General features: G+C 59.1%; 16 protein-coding genes and 1 riboswitch. Of the genes, 8 read left to right on the top strand and 8 right to left on the bottom strand.

Annotated features, from left to right (window positions below; all coding sequences use genetic code 11):
- The first annotated feature begins 11 nt into the window (after positions 1-11).
- From MCB86_RS12825 to MCB86_RS12810, 4 genes are read left to right on the top strand one after another with little or no spacing between them, the layout of a single operon-like run.
- Positions 12-1,073, top strand: a complete 1,062-nt coding sequence (locus MCB86_RS12825) for a glycosyltransferase family 9 protein (protein ID WP_080890665.1) — start codon at positions 12-14, stop codon at positions 1,071-1,073.
- Positions 1,070-1,993, top strand: a complete 924-nt coding sequence (locus tag MCB86_RS12820) for a glycosyltransferase family 2 protein (RefSeq protein WP_045163868.1) — start codon at positions 1,070-1,072, stop codon at positions 1,991-1,993. The genes MCB86_RS12825 and MCB86_RS12820 overlap by 4 nt, the downstream gene beginning before the upstream one ends.
- Position 1,994: 1 nt before the next feature.
- Positions 1,995-2,933 carry a glycosyltransferase gene (locus MCB86_RS12815; protein ID WP_045163867.1) on the top strand — a complete coding sequence of 313 codons (939 nt, stop codon included), beginning with the start codon at positions 1,995-1,997 and terminating at the stop codon, positions 2,931-2,933.
- The gene (locus tag MCB86_RS12810; protein WP_045164363.1) at positions 2,924-3,814 is read left to right on the top strand and encodes a glycosyltransferase family A protein; all 891 of its coding nucleotides are present in this window, start codon (positions 2,924-2,926) and stop codon (positions 3,812-3,814) included. The genes MCB86_RS12815 and MCB86_RS12810 overlap by 10 nt, the downstream gene beginning before the upstream one ends.
- Here MCB86_RS12810 and MCB86_RS12805 read toward each other — a convergent pair.
- From MCB86_RS12805 to MCB86_RS12795, 3 genes are read right to left on the bottom strand one after another with little or no spacing between them, the layout of a single operon-like run.
- Positions 3,772-4,425, bottom strand: a complete 654-nt coding sequence (locus MCB86_RS12805; RefSeq protein WP_239611158.1) for a CatB-related O-acetyltransferase — start codon at positions 4,423-4,425, stop codon at positions 3,772-3,774. The genes MCB86_RS12810 and MCB86_RS12805 overlap by 43 nt on opposite strands.
- Positions 4,412-5,617, bottom strand: coding sequence for an O-antigen ligase family protein (locus tag MCB86_RS12800; protein ID WP_230623704.1), 1,206 nt, complete (start codon positions 5,615-5,617; stop codon positions 4,412-4,414). Before MCB86_RS12800 ends, MCB86_RS12805 begins: the two co-directional genes overlap by 14 nt.
- A 5-nt stretch (positions 5,618-5,622) precedes the next feature.
- Complete coding sequence (locus MCB86_RS12795; RefSeq protein ID WP_239611157.1) at positions 5,623-6,279, bottom strand: toluene tolerance protein; 657 nt, start codon at positions 6,277-6,279, stop codon at positions 5,623-5,625.
- Between the two features lie 159 nt (positions 6,280-6,438).
- Between MCB86_RS12795 and msbA the strand changes: the two genes are divergently transcribed.
- Together msbA and hldE are read left to right on the top strand one after the other, a co-directional pair.
- Positions 6,439-8,250, top strand: coding sequence for a lipid A export permease/ATP-binding protein MsbA (gene msbA / locus MCB86_RS12790; RefSeq protein WP_239611156.1), 1,812 nt, complete (start codon positions 6,439-6,441; stop codon positions 8,248-8,250).
- A gap of 33 nt (positions 8,251-8,283) precedes the next feature.
- On the top strand, positions 8,284-9,705 hold the full coding sequence (gene hldE / locus MCB86_RS12785) for a bifunctional D-glycero-beta-D-manno-heptose-7-phosphate kinase/D-glycero-beta-D-manno-heptose 1-phosphate adenylyltransferase HldE (protein ID WP_239611155.1): 1,422 nt from the start codon (positions 8,284-8,286) through the stop codon (positions 9,703-9,705).
- Positions 9,706-9,747: 42 nt separating this feature from the next.
- Here the strand turns inward: hldE and MCB86_RS12780 are convergent, their stop codons facing one another.
- The 4 genes from MCB86_RS12780 to MCB86_RS12765 form a co-directional block, all read right to left on the bottom strand.
- Complete coding sequence (locus MCB86_RS12780) at positions 9,748-10,635, bottom strand: hypothetical protein (protein ID WP_045163862.1); 888 nt, start codon at positions 10,633-10,635, stop codon at positions 9,748-9,750.
- A gap of 38 nt (positions 10,636-10,673) precedes the next feature.
- Positions 10,674-11,486, bottom strand: a complete 813-nt coding sequence (locus MCB86_RS12775; RefSeq protein WP_239611154.1) for an aldo/keto reductase — start codon at positions 11,484-11,486, stop codon at positions 10,674-10,676.
- On the bottom strand, positions 11,483-12,658 hold the full coding sequence (locus tag MCB86_RS12770) for an FAD-dependent oxidoreductase (protein WP_045163860.1): 1,176 nt from the start codon (positions 12,656-12,658) through the stop codon (positions 11,483-11,485). Before MCB86_RS12770 ends, MCB86_RS12775 begins: the two co-directional genes overlap by 4 nt.
- Before the next feature lie 77 nt (positions 12,659-12,735).
- On the bottom strand, positions 12,736-13,068 hold the full coding sequence (locus MCB86_RS12765; RefSeq protein ID WP_045163859.1) for an SMR family transporter: 333 nt from the start codon (positions 13,066-13,068) through the stop codon (positions 12,736-12,738).
- Positions 13,069-13,213: 145 nt separating this feature from the next.
- On the opposite strand from MCB86_RS12765, the gene waaA reads away from it, so the two are divergent.
- Positions 13,214-14,485 (top strand): lipid IV(A) 3-deoxy-D-manno-octulosonic acid transferase, encoded by a 1,272-nt coding sequence (waaA, locus tag MCB86_RS12760; RefSeq protein ID WP_239611153.1) that lies wholly within the window; start codon positions 13,214-13,216, stop codon positions 14,483-14,485.
- A 125-nt stretch (positions 14,486-14,610) separates the two neighbouring features.
- On the opposite strand, the gene MCB86_RS12755 is transcribed toward waaA, so the two are convergent.
- Positions 14,611-16,068 carry a TolC family outer membrane protein gene (locus tag MCB86_RS12755; protein WP_045163857.1) on the bottom strand — a complete coding sequence of 486 codons (1,458 nt, stop codon included), beginning with the start codon at positions 16,066-16,068 and terminating at the stop codon, positions 14,611-14,613.
- Between the two features lie 196 nt (positions 16,069-16,264).
- A riboswitch (TPP riboswitch) is annotated at positions 16,265-16,370 on the top strand.
- 99 nt (positions 16,371-16,469) lie between these two features.
- On the opposite strand from MCB86_RS12755, the gene thiC reads away from it, so the two are divergent.
- A complete protein-coding gene (gene thiC / locus MCB86_RS12750; RefSeq protein ID WP_239611588.1) occupies positions 16,470-18,353 on the top strand; it encodes a phosphomethylpyrimidine synthase ThiC in 1,884 nt (627 codons plus the stop codon).
- Positions 18,354-18,460 lie beyond the last annotated feature (107 nt).

Below are 18,460 nucleotides of genomic sequence, written 5' to 3'. Positions count from 1 at the left end.
CGGGAATAAGCATGGCTGTGCAATACGCATCTCGCGGAACGCGAGCGACGGATAGGTCTGAGCGTAACGAATGCCGTATCGCGGTGGTGCCTTCGATGGGGCTGGGTGATAGCTTGATTTATCTTGTCATCGCCAGCAACTTGGCCCGTGCTGGTTATCGAGTGACGATGCTAAGCAATCATCTGGCGCACTTCGCCGAGTGGCTGCCTGGGCTGGAGATGTTGCCGTTTCCTGAGATCGGCAGGACCCTGGAAATTTGCGATGACTATGATCTGGTGCTGTCCGATTGCGGCAGCATTGTTACTAGGGCCGACTCCGACCAGGCACAGCTGGCGGAGCGTTTCGTTTTTGTGGGTACGCTGAGGGTGGATTCCTGTTACGTCAAAGATCACTCTGACCGGATCGAGCAGCGTATCGGGCCAAAGAAGGCTCGGTTGATGAAGCGTCTGGCGACCTGTGCAGGCCCGCTGCGCGTGCTCGACGATGACAGGGTCTCGATGGTTGACCAAGCAGTTGCCTTTTGCAATGTGCGGTTGGGGCTGGACGACGCGTGCGCTGACCCAGGCTTCGTCATGCCAGCAACATTGCGCGCCCGGCGCTACGCTCGCAGGGTCATGCTGCATCCAAGCTCTTATAGTGAGAAAAAGAACTGGCCTCACCAGAAGTACTTGCGGCTGGCGCGACGATTACAGCGTCAAGGCTATGAGCCTCAGTTCGTTGTGTCCCCCAAGGAGCTTGCTCTTTGGTCGCCTCGTCTGGGAAGCGAGTTTCCGATTCCCCGCTTCGCTAATGCCTGTGAGCTGGCGGCTCACCTGTACGAATCCGGATATGTGATTGGTAACGATTCTGGCGTGGGGCACCTGGCCTCGGCGCTGGGCACACCAGTGGTGACATTGTTTCGCAAGCGGCGGGATGGATTCTGCTGGCGGCCGGGCTGGGGAATGAATGCCGTGGTCCGGCCACTGTTATCGGTGGGAGTATCCAAGCACGGCTGGAAGCGTTTCCTCGGAGTCGGTCGGGTCGAGCGGGCGTTCGGAACCTTAGTCCGTAAGCATGAGCGTGTTCCCCGATGACTGCACCGTGCGATCAGCATGAGCTGTTGCTGTCGGTGATTATCCCGACGTACAACTATGCGCACACTTTGCCCCGTGCGGTGGGCTCTGTGCTGCCGCAGATTGATGCGACAGTGGAATTGTTGGTCATCAACGATGGTTCAACTGACGACACCCGCGCCGTTCTTGACAATCTGCAGAATCACGCCGGCGCGAGTATGCGCGTAATTCATAAAGAAAATGGCGGTCCGGCCTCGGTGCGCAATCTCGGTATCGCGCAAACGCGAGGGCGTTTTTTGCTATTCCTCGATGCCGATGATGAGTTAACGCCGAACGCGCTACGGCTGCTGGCCGAACACATCGATAGTCACCCCGAAACTCGAATGATAATTGGCGAGCATTGCTCTGTGTCGACGGACGGCGGTCAACGTAGGCATCCGCTGCGCCCGCTGCCTACGAGTGCCTGCGCTCGAGTTCATGCTTATCTTCTGGACAAGACAATTGCCCTTTCGAATGGCGCTTGCGCCATGCACCGTGAAGTGTTCGCTTTGGCAAACTATCCCGAGACGCTGCGTAGCGGTGAGGATATCCCAGTGTTTGCTCAGGTTCTGGCACGCTACCCATGTTCAGTACTGAACCATCCGTTGGCTTTAATTCACAAGCACGACACCAGTTTGCGACATAACGTGATCCATGCCCGTGCAGCACAGCTCAAACTGGTTGACGAGGTGTTTTCGGAAAAGCGCATGCCGGCCTCTTTGCAGAGGCTCAAGCGGCCCTATGCAGCACAGCGCTGCCTATCCCTGTTTCGTACCTTCCAGAATGCTGGGGAGTTGGCGGAGGCCCGGCATTACTATCGAGAGGCGCTGCGCTATGACTGGACGGTGATATTCAATTGGTCCTATACGCGCAAATACCTTCGTATGCTTGGGAGCACTTGACATGCGAGTCCTCGTGCTTACAAGTGCCGATCGTGCTCTGGACAATCGCAGTCTGTGGTTGTCGTTGCGGGCGTATGGTGACGTTGAGGTCCGCTTTCTCAATAAGAGCCAGCAGCGAGGGCTAAAAAGTTACTTCGCTACGCAAGTTGTATGCGGCTATGAGTGCATCATTTTGGACCTCATGTTCAAGCACATTTGTACTCAGGGCCGGTTCTTACGCAGCCTCCCATCGCTGACGCTCTATGAAGAAGACGCCTATCTTGACTTCATGTCCGGCTCCAAGTGGCAGGGTCATTTCGTGCGCTTCTACAAGCAGTTGCCTGGCGTGCGAGTAATCAGTACTGGCTTTATGGTAACGCAACATTTGCGGGCCGCCGGAGTCGATGCGCATTTCATTCCGAAAGGATTTGATTCCGCACGTATGCAGTTGCAGGACTGCGAGCGTGATATCCAGCTGGGGTTTATTGGCCGGCTTGGCAGCGCGGCCTACGCTGCTCGTCGTGCGTTGTTAGAAGCGCTTGCAGCGGTGGAGCCGCTGCAGATCATGCGCACCCATTCGGCTGATGAATATGTGCAAACACTCAATCGGATTCACATTTTCATAAGCGCTGATGTTGGGCTGAATGAGTACATGGCCAAGAACTTCGAAGCCATGGCGTGCGGTTGCCTGCTCTTGGCTAAGCGCCAGGGGCGGGGTGAAGAGAATGCGCTGGGTTTGGAGGATGGCGTCAACGTGCTGCTGTACGACGATATCGATTCGTTGCGCAAACGTCTTGCCTGGGCGCGTAAATACCCCGAATTGGCCCGCGTCGTCGCGCTGCGGGGACATGAGCATGTGCTTGCCAACCACGCCTATGAAAAACTTGCCAGCAAAATCGCGGCGGTGATATCCGCGCCGTTTGCTACCGTGCCCTCGTTACCTTGGTGGAAATTTTGGTAAGCAGCAACACCTATCCGAAAGTTAGCGTCATCATCGCTTCCTATAATCACGCACCGTATATTGAAGCATCGATTCGCAGCGTGATGGCCCAGACGTACCCGAACGTCGAGCTGCTCGTTGTGGATGATGGCTCCAGCGATGAGAGTGTTTCGGTAATCAATCAATTGCAGCGCGAGTTTGGCTTCGATTTCCGGGTACAGGCGAACCAGGGGTTGTCCCGGACGCTCAACGCCGCTATCGCACGCAGCTCGGGCGAATACGTGGCGCCCTTTGGCTCTGACGACATCATGCTGCCTAACAGGCTCGCGCTGCAGGTCGAATACATGCGGGACAAGCCAGAGGTGGGTATCTGTGCCGGCTCGGTGACGAGTATCGGTCCGGATGGCGCACCGCTTGGCAATGACAAGCCGCCCCATTGGCGGCGGTTGGATTTCGAAGATGTATTTCTCAATCGCAAGCCCGGCTCGCCCGCCGCAACGTTATTGTTTCGTCGCGAGGCGCTGGAAGCGGTGGGTGGTTTCGACCCGCATATCCGTCTCGAGGACTTAGTTATCGAACTCAAGATAACTCATGCAGGTTGGTTTATTGATGTGCTGGGGGAGACTCTGGCGCTTTATCGAGTCCATGCAAGTAATACCTACAAGAATTATCCTTTCATGGTCGAAAACGTGCTTATGACTTTTTCACGCTTCAGTGACCATCCGGCCTATAAGCAAGTTTGCGCCAATTACCGCAATTCGATGTTTCTCAAATGCGCGCGTCAGGATAAAACACTCGCACGCAAATTACTTCGTGAATTACCGCTGCGCGCATGGAATAAAAAGACCATCAAGGGGCTTTACCGCTTGCTGTTGCCTGCCAAAGCCCGTGAGCGTGCATAAGACAGGAATGCAGCAAGATCTTCGCTACATAACAACGAAACCACTGTTCGTATCTCTTCTTCGGGCCAATTCCACCAGGCTGACTGGAGTAGCGCATCGCGGGTAGGTTCATCGAAGCGCCATCGAACGAGCGCCGCGGGGTTGCCCGCGACTATGGCGTACGGCTCGACGTCGCGGCTAACTACCGCGCCGTTTGCTACAACTGCTCCATGGCCAATTCTTACGCCTGAAAGAATGACGCAGTTGGCACATAACCATACATCGCTACCGATCTCCACGTCGCCACGCGTACCGCCATATTCTTCTATATGGCTCGCTTCCGGTAGGTATGCCGGGAACGGATAGGTTGTTACCCAATCCGTACGATGATGGCCTCCAAGAAAAATCTGAACGTTATCGGCAATAGAGCAATAGCTGCCGATGCGCAGAGTACTTCCTTCCCGCCAATCATGGACCTTGGGTAGACCGTAGCTCCCTATGCCGATCTCATAGTCGGGATAATGCTCACGAAACCTCGCCTGTGGCCGAAGGAAGCGCGGAAGCTCAGGGCGACCCAGCCAGCGCTGCAGTGCTTTGCGCAGCCGCCGTTCCAACTGCTTAAGTGGATTCATTTGCAGGTTCCGACTTAAGCCAGGCATTGATTAGCAGGGCGAACGGGATCCAGATGAGGAACCAATGTTCCTTGGGTCGGGACAGGAAGTCCCGACCTTCCGTCAGTCCGGCAACCAAGCCGAACACCAGCAGTGCGGAGGCCACCAGCACCGCGGGTTTGTGCCGATTACGCCAGCTGTATACCGCAGCAATTCCATATAACGCTAGCCATAGGGCCAGCCCTATGAGGCCTCCGGCCAGCAGCACGGCAAGTTCGATGTTATGCGGGTCGTTGAAGACGCGTCCGGTGCCTTTTAGCTCAAGCAGCAGTTGGTGATCGTAGCCATAACCGAACAGGGGGCGCTGAATCGCGAGCTTCAAGGCCTCGGCCCAGATATCAGGGCGGTAGGAAAAACCTCTCGCCGTTAGCGCTGTGGGGTAGAAGAGCAGCAACGCTAACCCCAGGCCAGTGATCGCAAGCAAAAGTAGCAAGCTGCGACGGTTCAGATGAGCCAAGCATAACCAGATCGCTGTAACCGAAAGCGCGAGTAGCGGCGTTCTTGATCCCGTCGCGATAAGTACTACTCCTAGTGTCGCTAGGCAGGCTAATGGCAGCGGCGCCAGCGGTTTGTGTGCTGAGAACCAGTACGCCAACCAAAACGCGGCGAAAAAGCCATAAACATGGGCGCTCAGCAGTGGGTTATAAAGCGCGCCATAACCGTTAAAGCGCTGACCGCCCAGTGGTGCGTGTCCACTATAGATGAAGTAACCGTAGGAAAGACCAGCGGCTATTGCTGCGGTGACTGCTGCAACTTGCAGGACTTGTTCGAGTGCCGGTGGACGCTTTAGCGCTAGCATGGCTGCGCTCACCAGCATCACCAAAACATATATGGGGCGCTTTATCAGGGAGAACGCGGCTGTATTACTGTCGGACCAAAGTAGAGTCAGACTCATATAGGCACCAAACAGTAAAAAAGCGGCAACCAGTGGATGCGCTATGACACGCAGGGCTAGGCGTGGCTGCATCACCATAACCGCCAGGGCTGGGGCTGCTAATAGCGCGTAATAGAGCTTATGAAATAAGGCGCGATCGCCGATCCAAAAAAGACCTGTTAGCAGCGCCAGCCAGCCGACTGGCAGCACATGGTAAGTTATTAAACGCGAGGGAACGGTACCTCGGCTCTTCTCTTTGGCAATGATTTCAGACGGCAAAACGGTCATCCATGGGGGCTAGGTTCGGGCGACAGCTGAATCAATTCATTGACAGAAATTTTGTATTTTGCTGTCTCTGCGTAACTGTTGAAAAAACTACGATCGCCATCGCTGATTAGCCATATTCGGTCGTTGGGATAGCGCAAGATATGGCGGAAATTGCGTAGCCTCTTCCGCTTGCCCAGAGCTCGTTTTCCGGCGCTCATGTCTGCAATGTCAATCAATCCAAGCCTTCCGCTGGGACCAATCACTACATTTCCAAGATGCAGCGAGCGAAAAAAAACGCCTTGGTTATGCAGTTCGGCGACGAAAGCGCCGAAGCGGATACGCAGGGCTCGCTTCTCGGCTTCGTCATGCACTTGGCGCAGCGTCCGTCCTTCAAGCGGCGCATAGTGCACGATGTCGCGACGCAGAGAGGATACCCGGTACACGCCTAATATGCGGGGGCAGGCGATGCCGCGATCATTCAAAGCGACCGCATTGTCAGCGAAGCGTTCGGCATAGGGATAGAGGGCGGCAGACGATAGCAGGCGTTTGCGCCGGAATAGCTTTAGATAGCTTCCGTCATTCAGGAGTAACACCTTTTCCCCGTGTCCGTCAGACTCGATTGTTTCGGCGTTACCCCGCAACGATATAAACTCATCATAGGTGAGGGGGGTCATGCGCAGGGGTACCAAGCTATTTTTCAAATTGCGCAGTTTACCCCAAACGGCGGTTTACGTTGGGTTCTACGTTGCGCTGGCGAGGCTGGCCGGCCTGAAGCCGTCGAGCTTGCAGGGCGTGATAGAATCTCCTGTCTTCTCTCCGGTACTCCGTTACTAATGAGCAAAATCGTCGAAACAGCAGCTCAGCCTTCATCCAGTCTGAAGATTTATCTACGCCTGCTGGGGTACGTGAAACCTTACGTTGGGCACTTTGCACTGAGTATTTTGGGGTACGTGATATTCGCGTCTTCGCAACCGATGCTTGCCGGGATTCTCAAATATTTCGTTGATGGTCTATCCAATCCCGATGCTGTGCTATTTCCCGACGTAGCTTATTTGCAGGATTTGCAGCTTTTGCAACTCGTGCCCTTGCTGATCGTCCTCATTGCCATCTGGCAGGGGATTGGCTCGTTTCTTGGTAACTTTTACCTTGCCAAGGTTTCGCTTGGATTGGTACATGACCTACGGCTTTCACTGTTTGCCAGCCTGTTGAGGCTGCCTAACCGTTATTTCGACAATCATAATTCCGGGCATCTCATATCGCGTATCACGTTCAACGTGACGATGGTTACTGGCGCTGCCACGGATGCTATCAAGGTAGTTATTCGCGAAGGCCTGACAGTAGTGTTTCTGTTTGCCTATTTGTTGTGGATGAACTGGAAGCTGACCCTTGTGATGCTAGCAATCCTGCCGATCATTGCCCTGATGGTCAGTAGCGCTAGCAAGAAGTTTCGCAAGCAGAGCAGTAAGATCCAGGTTGCGATGGGCGATGTTACTCATGTCGCGTCCGAGACTATCCAGGGCTACCGGGTGGTACGCAGCTTCGGTGGGGAAGCATACGAATCGGCGCGCTTTGCCGTTGCCAGCCGGGACAATACTGAAAAACAGCTCCGTATGACGAAGACTGGAGCGATTTACACACCGATGTTGCAGCTGGTGATTTACGTTGCTATGGCAGTGTTGCTCTTTCTTGTGCTGTTCTTACGTGGTGACGCCACAGCGGGAGACATGGTTGCCTATATCACCGCAGCCGGCTTGCTGCCCAAGCCGATTCGACAGCTATCGGAGGTCAGCTCAACGATCCAGAAGGGTGTAGCAGGGGCGGAGAGCATTTTCGAGCAACTGGACGAAGCTCCCGAAATCGACGAGGGAGCGGTCGTGCGTGACCGGGTGAGCGGCCGTTTGGAAGTGAGTAATCTCAGTTTTAGCTATCCTGGTGCGCAGAAACAGGTGCTTAGCGAGATATCTTTTAGCGCCAGCCCAGGTCAGATGGTTGCGTTGGTCGGCCGTTCAGGAAGCGGTAAATCGACGCTCGCTAATCTAATCCCGCGTTTTTACCATCACGAGACCGGGCAGATCCTGCTCGACGATGTAGATGTCGAAGACTACAAACTGCGCAATTTACGCCAGCACATCGCCCTGGTTACTCAGCAAGTTACCCTCTTCAACGACAGTGTGGCCAACAACATAGCCTATGGCGATCTTGCTGGCGCACCTCGAGAGGCAATTGAGCGCGCTGTCGAAGCGGCTTACGCTAAAGAGTTTATCGACCAGTTGCCTGAGGGGCTCGATACTCAGGTAGGCGAGAACGGTGTGCTGCTGTCCGGCGGTCAACGTCAGCGTCTGGCGATTGCTCGAGCATTGCTCAAGGATGCTCCGGTACTCGTGCTGGACGAAGCAACCTCGGCTCTGGATACCGAATCAGAGCGACATATCCAGGCCGCGCTTGATCAAGTTATGAAAGGACGCACCACATTAGTGATCGCGCACCGGCTTTCGACTATCGAAAAGGCGGACCTGATTTTGGTCATGGATCAAGGGCGTATCGTCGAGCGCGGCTCCCATCAGGAACTGCTCGCGATGAATGGCTATTACGCCAGGTTGCACGCGTTGGGGCTGGATAACCACGCAGCTACCGACAACGCCTGATCATATATGCGATTTTTACTGCGGAGCCCCTTTATGAAGCTATCCATGCCCCGATTCGACCAAGCCTCCGTTCTGGTGGTTGGCGACGTCATGCTCGATCGTTACTGGCATGGCGGGACTTCTCGGATATCGCCGGAAGCGCCGGTGCCGGTAGTCAGGGTCGATCAGGTGGAGGATCGGCCGGGTGGTGCGGCGAACGTTGCGCTCAACATCGCCGCGCTGGGTGCGCCGGCGGAATTGGTTGGCGTTACCGGTGTCGATGAGGCGCAGCAAAGTCTGGCGGATAGCTTGGCGGCGGCCGGGGTCAAGGCGCATTTTCAATCCATCGAGCATCAGCCAACGATTATCAAACTGCGGGTCATGAGCCGTCATCAGCAGCTGTTGAGGATGGATTTCGAGGAGCCCTTCGACACCGACCCGGCTGCTCTGTTGAGACAGGTCGACGCGTTGCTGGATGGCGTCAAGGTGTTGATCCTCTCCGATTATGGCAAGGGTGCGTTGCGTAACCACCAGGCGTTGATCCAGGCTGCGCGCCAGCGCAGCATTCCGGTATTGGCCGATCCGAAGGGCAAGAATTTCGAAATCTACCGTGGTGCTTCGGTGATCACACCGAATCTCGGTGAGTTCGAGGCCATCGTCGGGCATTGCGCGGACGAAGCCGAATTGGTGACCAAGGGTGCCGAGTTGATGCATGACCTGGAGCTGGGGGCCTTGTTGGTGACGCGTGGCGAGCATGGCATGACACTCCTGCGCCCGCAGCATTCTCCGCTTCACCTGCCGGCGCGCGCGCGCGAGGTATTTGACGTTACCGGCGCTGGCGATACCGTTATATCCACACTGGCTGCGGCGATCGCAGCCGGAGAGGAATTGCCGCAGGCCGTTGCGCTGGCCAATCTGGCCGCTGGTATCGTTGTCGGCAAGCTGGGTACCGCCTGTATCAGCGCTCCCGAATTGCGTCGTGCCGTACAGCGTGAGGAAGGTTCCGAGCGTGGCGTGATGACGCTCGAGCAGTTGCTCACCGTTATCGACGACGCCCGCGCCGAAGGCGAGAAGATCGTCTTCACCAATGGCTGTTTCGATATTCTGCATGCGGGGCATGTGACCTATCTGGAGCAGGCCCGTGCGCAGGGCGATCGTCTGATCGTCGCGGTCAATGACGATGGCTCGGTGAGTCGTTTGAAGGGCCCCGGGCGCCCGATCAATTCGGTCGACCGCCGCATGGCTGTCCTGGCCGGTCTCGGCGCGGTGGATTGGGTCGTTTGCTTTGCGGAAGACACGCCGGAAAATCTCCTGGCGCAGGTGAAGCCGGACATCCTGGTCAAGGGTGGCGACTATGGTGTCGATCAGGTTGTGGGCGCCGATCTGGTCACCGCCTACGGTGGTGTCGTGAAGGTTCTGGGGCTGGTGGAAAACAGCTCGACCACCGCAATCGTCGAGAAGATCCGCAGCCGCTGAAGCGTATCGGCGAGCGCCGAGCTCGCCAGCCGGCGTTGGCTGTTATCGACACGCAGCGGAGGTGGTCGTATCGATCCAGTCACGCCAGCGGATGCGCTCGTCCCGCACGATCCATTCATGTTGCGGCGCAAAGCTTTCCGATAGCCACAGCCCACGCGTGCTTGCCGGTATCGGCTGGCCCTTGCGCAGGGTCAGCAACGCCGCGGTCGGTCGCCCCTGGTGCAGCGGAATCAGATACAGGTCTGGGCGGCTGCGATCGAGCTGCGCAACCAATTTGCCGTCCTCGAGACGCTCATCGACGTGGAACAAGCTCAGTTCCCGGGTTTCCTTTGGCAGCTCCAGGCGCATGTCGTAGACCAGCTGCAGCGATGCAGTTGGCAGATGCACGTATGCCCTCGGGCGTTCCATCAGTGTCATCTGGCCGCACTGGACCGGTCGGGCCGAGCCGGACAGCGACGCTAGATTGAAATGCACCGCTTCGCGATAGCGCAAGCTGCCCTGATAGGGCGCGGGTAGCCAGATATCGCCGAAGCGACCGGCAAGCCAGCCTTCCGGGGTTTCCAGCAGGCATTCTTCGGCGACCTCCTGAATGGCTGTCAGCAATGGCAGGCTGAGTTCATGTGCCGGCACATAGCCGGAAATCAGCTTCAGGACCACATCACCGCGATCCAGCCGCTGCTGACGCACCAGCACCCAGTACTCCTGGCCCTGCCAGCAGAGCGTCAGGCGTACTGATACGCCGAGGTTAGCCAATTCGAGGCTGAACCGCGCCGGATCCTCGATATGGACCGATCGCCGCCGTTCGAGCATCTCACTGAAGTTCAGTGGCCGGCCGAGGCTCTGGTAACGGAGATGCTCCGGGCTGGCCTCTACGAGTAACGGTAGCGTCTTGAATGCGGTGGGGTTCTTGCGGATCAGCACGCGCGGCATTCGGCTCCTCCTGGCAGTAGGCGGCCGTTTGGCCGTGTTTATTGTTGTTGGGATAGAACGGCTGCGGCGGTACGCACGTTATCTGTCAAGTGTTGTGGGGTGATGGTGCCGATGATTGCTGCGCCCACACCCGGATGCGCAAACAGCAGCTCGAAGCTTGCTCGCACCGGGTCCTCGCCTGATTTCAAGCAGGCGTGACCGCTGGCCAAGGCCTTTTTTATCAGGATGCCCTTGGCGTGGCATGCAGCGTAGTCGAGTATCGGACGTTCGGTCTGCTCGTTGAGGTTGTAGGTCACCATGGCGCAGTCGCCCTGTTCGAGCGCCAGCAGGCCGCCTTCGATGGTTTTGCCGGAGAGGCCATAGCCGAGAATCTTGCCCTCGCGCTTGAGCTCGGCAAGCGTCTCGTAAACGCCGCTGTCTCGCAGAATTTCGACGTCGCGCCCATCGGAATGCACCAGCATCAGGTCGATCCGGTCGGTCTGCAGCCGCTTGAGGCTGCGTTCGACGGAGAGGCGAGTGTGGGCGGGCGAGAAATCGAAATGCGACTGGCCGTCGATGAATTCTTCACCCACCTTGCTGACGATGACCCAATGATCGCGCTGGCCTTGCAGCAAGGGCCCCAGACGCTGCTCACTGACCCCGTAAGCCGGCGCGGTGTCGATCAGGTTGATGCCCAGATCGCGGGCCAGTTCGATCAAATGGCGCGCCTGCGCATCGTTCGGGATGCTGAAGCCGCTGGGGTATTTGACACCTTGATCGCGGCCCAGCTTGACGGTGCCGAGGCCCAATGGCGAGACCGTCAGGCCGGTGCTGCCCAGTGTCCGATGCAGGTCGTGCAGTGTCGCAGTCATGGCAGCAGCCCCTCCCAAAAGGGTCCTGTGACCGAAGGCTGAGGCAACTCGGGTAACGGAGAGTGCTGCTGAGGGCGGATACCGTCGCGAGCCAGTGCCGTTTGAACACGGTCGGCGAAATCTGGCGATAACGCCAGCTTGGTCGGCCAACCGACCAGTAACCGCCCCTGTTCCGCGAGAAAGGCGTTGTCTGGTCGTGCTTGTGCAGATTGGGCTGGCTCGGCGCGATCGATGCGCAGCGTGGCCCATTGCGCTGAGGAGAGATCGATCCAGGGCACCAGTTCGGCCAGCTCTTTCTTCGCCGCTGCGATCTGAGCCGCGTCGTTGCGCGCGACACCGCCCGCTTCGGCCAGATCGCCGCCCAGGTACCAGACCCATTCGCCGTCGGCGGCCGGATGGCTGGTTACGGTGATTCGTGGTTTGGAGCCGGCGCCGAGACAGTGGGCATAGAGCGGCTTGAGCGTGGCCGCCTTGACGATGACCATATGCAGCGGGCGTTTTTGCATCGAAGGTTGGGCGAGACCCAAGGCATTCAGCAAGTCGGCGTTGCCGGCGCCCGCGGTCAGGACGATGCGCTGCGCGCGGATGGCGCGGCCATCGATGACCAGCCCGGTCAGCTCGCCGTTGTCTCTGAGCGGTTCGATCCGGTCTGCCTTCAGCAGGCCGGGGCCAGCCAGCTCCGCCAAGCGTTGAATGAGGCTGGGTACGTCCAGCACCAGCTCGCTGAGCCGATAGACCTTGCCTTTGAAACGTGGGTCCTGCAGTGCTGGGGGCAGCTCGTCACCCTTGACCTGACCGACGCGCGAGCGCACCGCCTTGCTGGCGAAAAAACTGGTGAGATTGCCGGTCAGCGTGCCGGGAGACCATAGATAGTGTGCATCGGAGAGCAGCTGGACGCCGGAGAGATCCAGCTCGCCGTCGCCGGCCAAGGCGTCGCGCCAGCGGCGCGGCATGTCGGCGATGGCTTCCGACGCACCCGTCAGCGCACCACTCAATGCGTACTTGGTACCACCATGGATGATCCCTTGCGATTTGACGCTTTGCCCGCCGCCGAGTACGCCTCTTTCGACCAGCAGGGTCGAATACCCTTGCTGACGCAGGCGCGCGTTCAGCCAAAGGCCGGCGACGCCACCTCCTACGATCAGGACGTCGGTGCTCAGGGAATCGGACATGGGCGGGCCTCATTGAGAAATCAGGCGCGCAGTATAACCGCTCGCCAATCGGCTTGATCTGTCGCCTGGCGGCGGCCTCAGTGGCCCGTGCTGCTGGAAAACAGCTGTATCACCACCACACCAGCGACGATCAGGGCCATGCCGAGCACGGCCGGCAGGTCGAGCTTCTGCTGATAGATCAGTGCGGCCGCGACGCTCACCAGGACGATGCCGAGGCCGGCCCAGATGGCGTAGGCAATTCCCACCGGGATGGTCTTGACCACCAGGGCAAGCATCCAGAACGAAAGGCTGTAGCCCGCGATCACCAGAAACAGCGGCAGCGGGCGGCTGAAGCCGTCCAGCGCCTTCATGGACGTGGTGGCGATCACCTCGGCGGTAATGGCGATGGCGAGATAGATGTAGCCAGTCATAGAGTCTCCGGACGGGTAAGGGAGCGCTATATGCGCTACGGTTCATTCGGCTGCGGCAATGCGGACAAGTTCTCGACTGCCGCTGCGGTTTCTCGCCGTCATCGCTGTGGCCGTTGCGTAGATGCCTTTGCTAAGCTCCGCGGCCATGAATCGTACCCTCTATACCCTGCTTTTCCATCTCGCCTTGCCGCTAATCCTCGTACGGCTGTTATGGCGCTCCCGGCGTGCTCCGGCCTATTCGAAGCGCATTGGTGAGCGCCTCGCAATTGGTTTGCCAGCGTTCAAGCCTGGCGGTATCTGGATCCATGCCGTGTCGGTGGGTGAAAGCATCGCCGCCGCGCCGATGATCCGTGAGCTCAGCGCGCGCCATCCTCAATTGCCGATTACCGTGACCTGCATGACGCCGACCGGCTCCGAGCGGATCAGGGCCCTGTTCGGCGATACGGTGCAGCACTGCTATTTACCCTACGATCTGCCCTGGGCGGCCTCGCGTTTTCTGCAACGGCTGCAGCCGAAACTGGCGGTGGTGATGGAAACCGAGCTGTGGCCTAACCACATTCATCAGTGTGCACGTCGCGATATTCCCGTGGCGTTGGCCAATGCCCGATTGTCCGAGCGCTCGGCACGGGGGTACGCACGTTTTAAGCGGTTGACCGCCCCGATGCTGGCCGAGTTGAACCTCATCGCTGTGCAGACCGAGGCCGAGGCCGTGCGCTTTCGCCAGCTCGGCGCACGCGACGCGTGCGTGAAGGTGACAGGTTCGATCAAGTTCGACCTGAGTATCGACTCGGCCCTCTCGACGCAGGCGGAGACGCTGCGGCAGCAGTGGCGTGCTTCGGATCGACCGATCTGGATCGGCGCCAGTACCCATACCGGCGAGGACGAGATTTTGCTGGCCGCCCATCGGCAGTTGCTAAGCACGCATCCCGAAGCCTTGCTGATCCTGGTGCCGCGCCATCCGGAACGCTTTGGGGCGGTGTACGAGCTGTGCCGAAAACAGGGATTTGCCACCGTTCGACGCTCGCTTGGCGAGCCGCCGCTGGCTCAGACGCAGGTGCTGCTTGGCGATACCATGGGCGAGCTGCTGTTTCTGTTCGCGTTAGCGGATGTGGCGTTTGTCGGCGGCAGCCTGGTGCCCACCGGCGGGCACAACCTGCTGGAGCCCGCCGCGCTCGGCAAGCCCGTGCTGACGGGGCCGCACTTGTTCAACTTCCTCGATATTGCCGCGCAGTTGCGAGATGCCGGTGCGCTAAAGGAGATTGACAGCGCTCCGGAGCTGACGGCTGAAATCACGGCGTTCTGGGACGAGCCGGAGCGAGCCGAGCGGGCCCGAGCCGCGGGATACGACGTGTTGAAAAATAATCAGGGCGCGCTGGAGCGGCTACTAACGGCGCTGGGGCGGTTGCTCGAACGCTGAGGCGGGAGCCGGTATCAGAAGCTTTCTGGGGTGGATGCGGTTCCTCTGCATCACCTTTACTTTCGCTCGGCGGGTCGATCGGGCATACAGACTGTGCCTTTCACCGGCGCCGCCGTCAGGCTGGCCTACTCCACGCGAACCGGCTTGCCGATGTTCTCTGAAAGATCCGGCGGCAGGAAGTCGCTGTCCGGGTCGTAGTCGGCCTTCAGGTAGCGTTGCAGATCCTCCAGGTCGCCTGGACTGAGTGTGCCGGCGGCCTGCTTCAGGCGCAGGTTGTCGAGGATGTAGTCATAGCGCGCATTGTTGTAATCGCGCACGGCGGCGAACAGACGCCGTTGAGCATCCAGGACATCGACGATGTTGCGCGTGCCTACCTGGTAGCCGATATCGGTCGCCTCCAGTGCGCTCTGGTTGGACACGATCGACTGCCGGCGTGCCTCGACCTGTTCCACATCCGTATTGACTGCGCGATGCAGATTGCGGGTGGATTCCACCACCTGGCGGCGCAGACTCTCGCGCTGTTGCTCGGTCTGAGTCAGTTGGTAGAAGGCTTCACGACCTTGCGAGGTAGTCAAACCACCGCTGTACAGTGGAATGTTCAGTTGCAGCCCGATGCTGGCCTGTTCGACGTCACCGTTGTAACGCGGCACATCGAAGCCTGGGATATCCATGGTGCCGGTATTGGTGAAGCCCAGGCTGTCGTTATCACCTTTGCTGTAGCGGGCAATGGCATCGACCGTCGGGGCATGGCCGGCACGGCGCTGGCGTAGGGTTTCTTCGGCAGCAATCACCGCCTGGTCGACCGCTTGCAGATTGAGATTCTGTCGCGCGGCCGTCTCGACCCAGGCGCTGGCGTCATTGGGAACCGGTGGCAACACCGGCAGGCTGTGCTCGATGCCTTCCAAGGCCAGGTATTCGTGGTTGGTCAGGGTGAACAGTGCCTGGAAGGCATCATCGACCTGGCGTTGCGCGATCATCCGGTTCGCGCGAGCAGTATCGAAGCCGGCCTGGGCCTCGAGCACGTCGGTACGATCGGACAGGCCGACTTCGAAGCGTTCATCGGCCTGATCGAGCTGCCGCCGGAAGGCCGCTTCTTCGGCCTTGGCGGCGGCAAGGTTGTCCTGCGCGCGCAGCACGGCGAAGTAAGCCTGAGCTGTCAGGCGGATCAGATCCTGCTCGGCAATGGAATATTCAAGCGCGGCCTGCTCGCTGACGGCTTCGGCCGCCTGCAGCTGGAACCAGCGATCGGCACGAAAGATCGGCTGGCTCAGCGTCGCCTGATAGACAGTGCCGCTGCGTGACAACGAGGTCGAGCCGGCGCTGGTGTCGACGTCGGTGCGGGTATGGCTGGTCTCGGCTCCAGCACTAAGGTTCGGCAGTAGGCCGGCGCGGGCCTGCGGCACGATCTCCTGCGTAGCCTGGTACTGAGCTCTGGCCGCTGCTAGATCGGCGTTATTTTCGACGGCCTGACGATAGACGCTGATCAGGTCGGTGCGGCTGGAAAGCGAGGGTGCAGTCTCGGCCCATGCCAGCCCCGACGAGGCGGCGGTCACGGCGAGTGCCAGCGTGAGTCTGCGCAGCATGTGCGTCTTTCCTTGAAGCGAAGTGATGGGCAAGGCTATGCGCCGTCAGGCGAGCGGTCAAGGTGCTTGGCGCCGCCGCGCCAGGTCCGATGGAGACGGAACTGAGCCGGCTGGATGGCGCTTGGAGATGTGACCCGACGGTCGCATACGGCTGGTTCGGCGTGGCTTTCCCTCGAGCTCTTGATTACACTCGATCCTGTTCTTGTCGGGGTGCCTTGAGTGAAAGGCTGAGATCGGATAATCCGGATCCCGTTGAACCTGATCAGGTTAAGGCCTGCGTAGGGAACAAGATGTGCTCGCCAGTCTTTCGGCCAGCTCTCTCGGCGCCAGTCCCGGCGCGCCCGATGCCCTTTTCCCGCCGTGTTTTTCAGGTTCGCTCCGACAACTTTCGAGGAGCTAGCCTGATGCGTGCAGAACAACAAAACCTAAGTGAATCAGCCCAGGTCGACCAGGGGTCGATTCAGCCTTTCCCGCGTTCGCAGAAAATCTACGTCCAGGGTTCCCGCCCGGACATCCGCGTGCCGATGCGTGAGATCACTCTGGACGTGACACCTACTGATTTCGGTGGCGAGATCAACGCGCCGGTGCTGGTCTACGACACCTCCGGCCCTTATACCGACCCGAACGTACAGATAGATGTACGCACAGGCTTGGCCGACGTGCGTTCGGCCTGGATCGACGACCGTGGCGACACCGAGCAGCTCGATGGGCTGACTTCACATTTCGGCCAGCAGCGCTTGGCCGATGCCGAGCTGACCAAGATGCGCTTCGCCCACGTACGCAACCCGCGCCGCGCCAAGCCTGGCAAGAACGTCAGCCAAATGCATTACGCGCGTCAGGGCATCATCACGCCCGAGATGGAGTTCGTCGCCATCCGCGAAAACATGAAACTGCAGGAAGCACGCGCCGCCGGCCTGCTCACCGAGCAGCACGCCGGGCAAAGTTTCGGCGCCTCAATCCCTAAGGAGATCACCGCCGAGTTCGTCCGTGACGAAGTGGCCCGCGGTCGCGCCATCATCCCGGCGAACATCAACCACACCGAGCTTGAGCCGATGATCATCGGCCGCAACTTCCTGGTGAAAATCAACGGCAACATCGGTAACTCGGCGCTGGGCTCCTCGATTGAAGAGGAGGTGGCCAAGCTGACCTGGGGCATCCGCTGGGGCTCTGACACGGTGATGGACCTGTCCACCGGTAAGCACATCCACGAAACCCGCGAGTGGATCATTCGCAACTCACCGGTACCGATCGGAACCGTGCCGATCTACCAGGCGCTGGAGAAGGTCAATGGCGTCGCTGAAGACCTGACCTGGGAGCTGTTCCGCGACACGCTCATCGAGCAGGCCGAGCAGGGCGTGGACTATTTCACCATCCACGCCGGCGTGCTGCTTCGCTACGTACCGCTGACCGCCAAGCGCGTCACCGGGATCGTCAGCCGCGGCGGCTCGATCATGGCCAAGTGGTGCCTGGCGCATCACAAGGAGAATTTCCTCTACACCCATTTCGAGGAAATCTGCGAAATCATGAAGGCCTACGACGTCAGCTTCTCGCTGGGCGATGGCCTGCGCCCGGGCTCGATCGCCGATGCCAACGATGCCGCGCAATTCGGCGAACTGGAAACCCTCGGCGAGCTGACCAAGATCGCCTGGAAGCACGACGTGCAGTGCATGATCGAAGGCCCCGGCCATGTGCCGATGCAGATGATCAAGGAAAACATGGACAAACAGCTGGAATGCTGCGACGAGGCGCCGTTCTATACCCTCGGTCCGCTGACCACCGACATCGCGCCCGGCTACGACCACATCACCTCCGGTATCGGCGCGGCGATGATCGGCTGGTTCGGTTGCGCCATGCTCTGCTACGTCACGCCTAAGGAGCACCTGGGCCTGCCGAACAAGGATGACGTCAAGACCGGCATCATTACCTACAAGATCGCCGCGCATGCTGCCGATCTCGCCAAAGGGCATCCGGGGGCGCAGATCCGCGACAACGCGCTGTCGAAGGCGCGCTTCGAGTTCCGCTGGGAAGATCAGTTCAACCTCGGCCTGGATCCGGACACGGCACGCAGCTATCACGACGAGACACTGCCCAAGGACTCGGCCAAGGTGGCGCATTTCTGCTCCATGTGCGGGCCGAAGTTCTGCTCGATGAAGATCACCCAGGAAGTGCGTGAATACGCCAAAGAGAACGGCCTGACTGATGAGCAGAAGGCTATCGAAGCCGGTTTCGCCGAGCAATCCTCGCGCTTCAAGGACGAAGGATCGGTGATCTACAAGCAGGTGTGACGATGCTTCCGTAGGAGCGCGCCATGCCGCGAACGCAGCCTGTGATCCGTCGGGGTCACCTGGTTCGCGGCCGCGGGCCGCTCCCGCGGGCGCGTGTATGCCTGCCT

Origin of the sequence: Pseudomonas sp. KSR10 (assembly GCF_022355455.1) — a bacterium.
Lineage (GTDB): Bacteria > Pseudomonadota > Gammaproteobacteria > Pseudomonadales > Pseudomonadaceae > Stutzerimonas > Stutzerimonas stutzeri_E.
The sequence above is the reverse complement of the archived record's forward strand: the minus strand, read 5'-3'. Positions and strand labels throughout refer to the sequence as shown.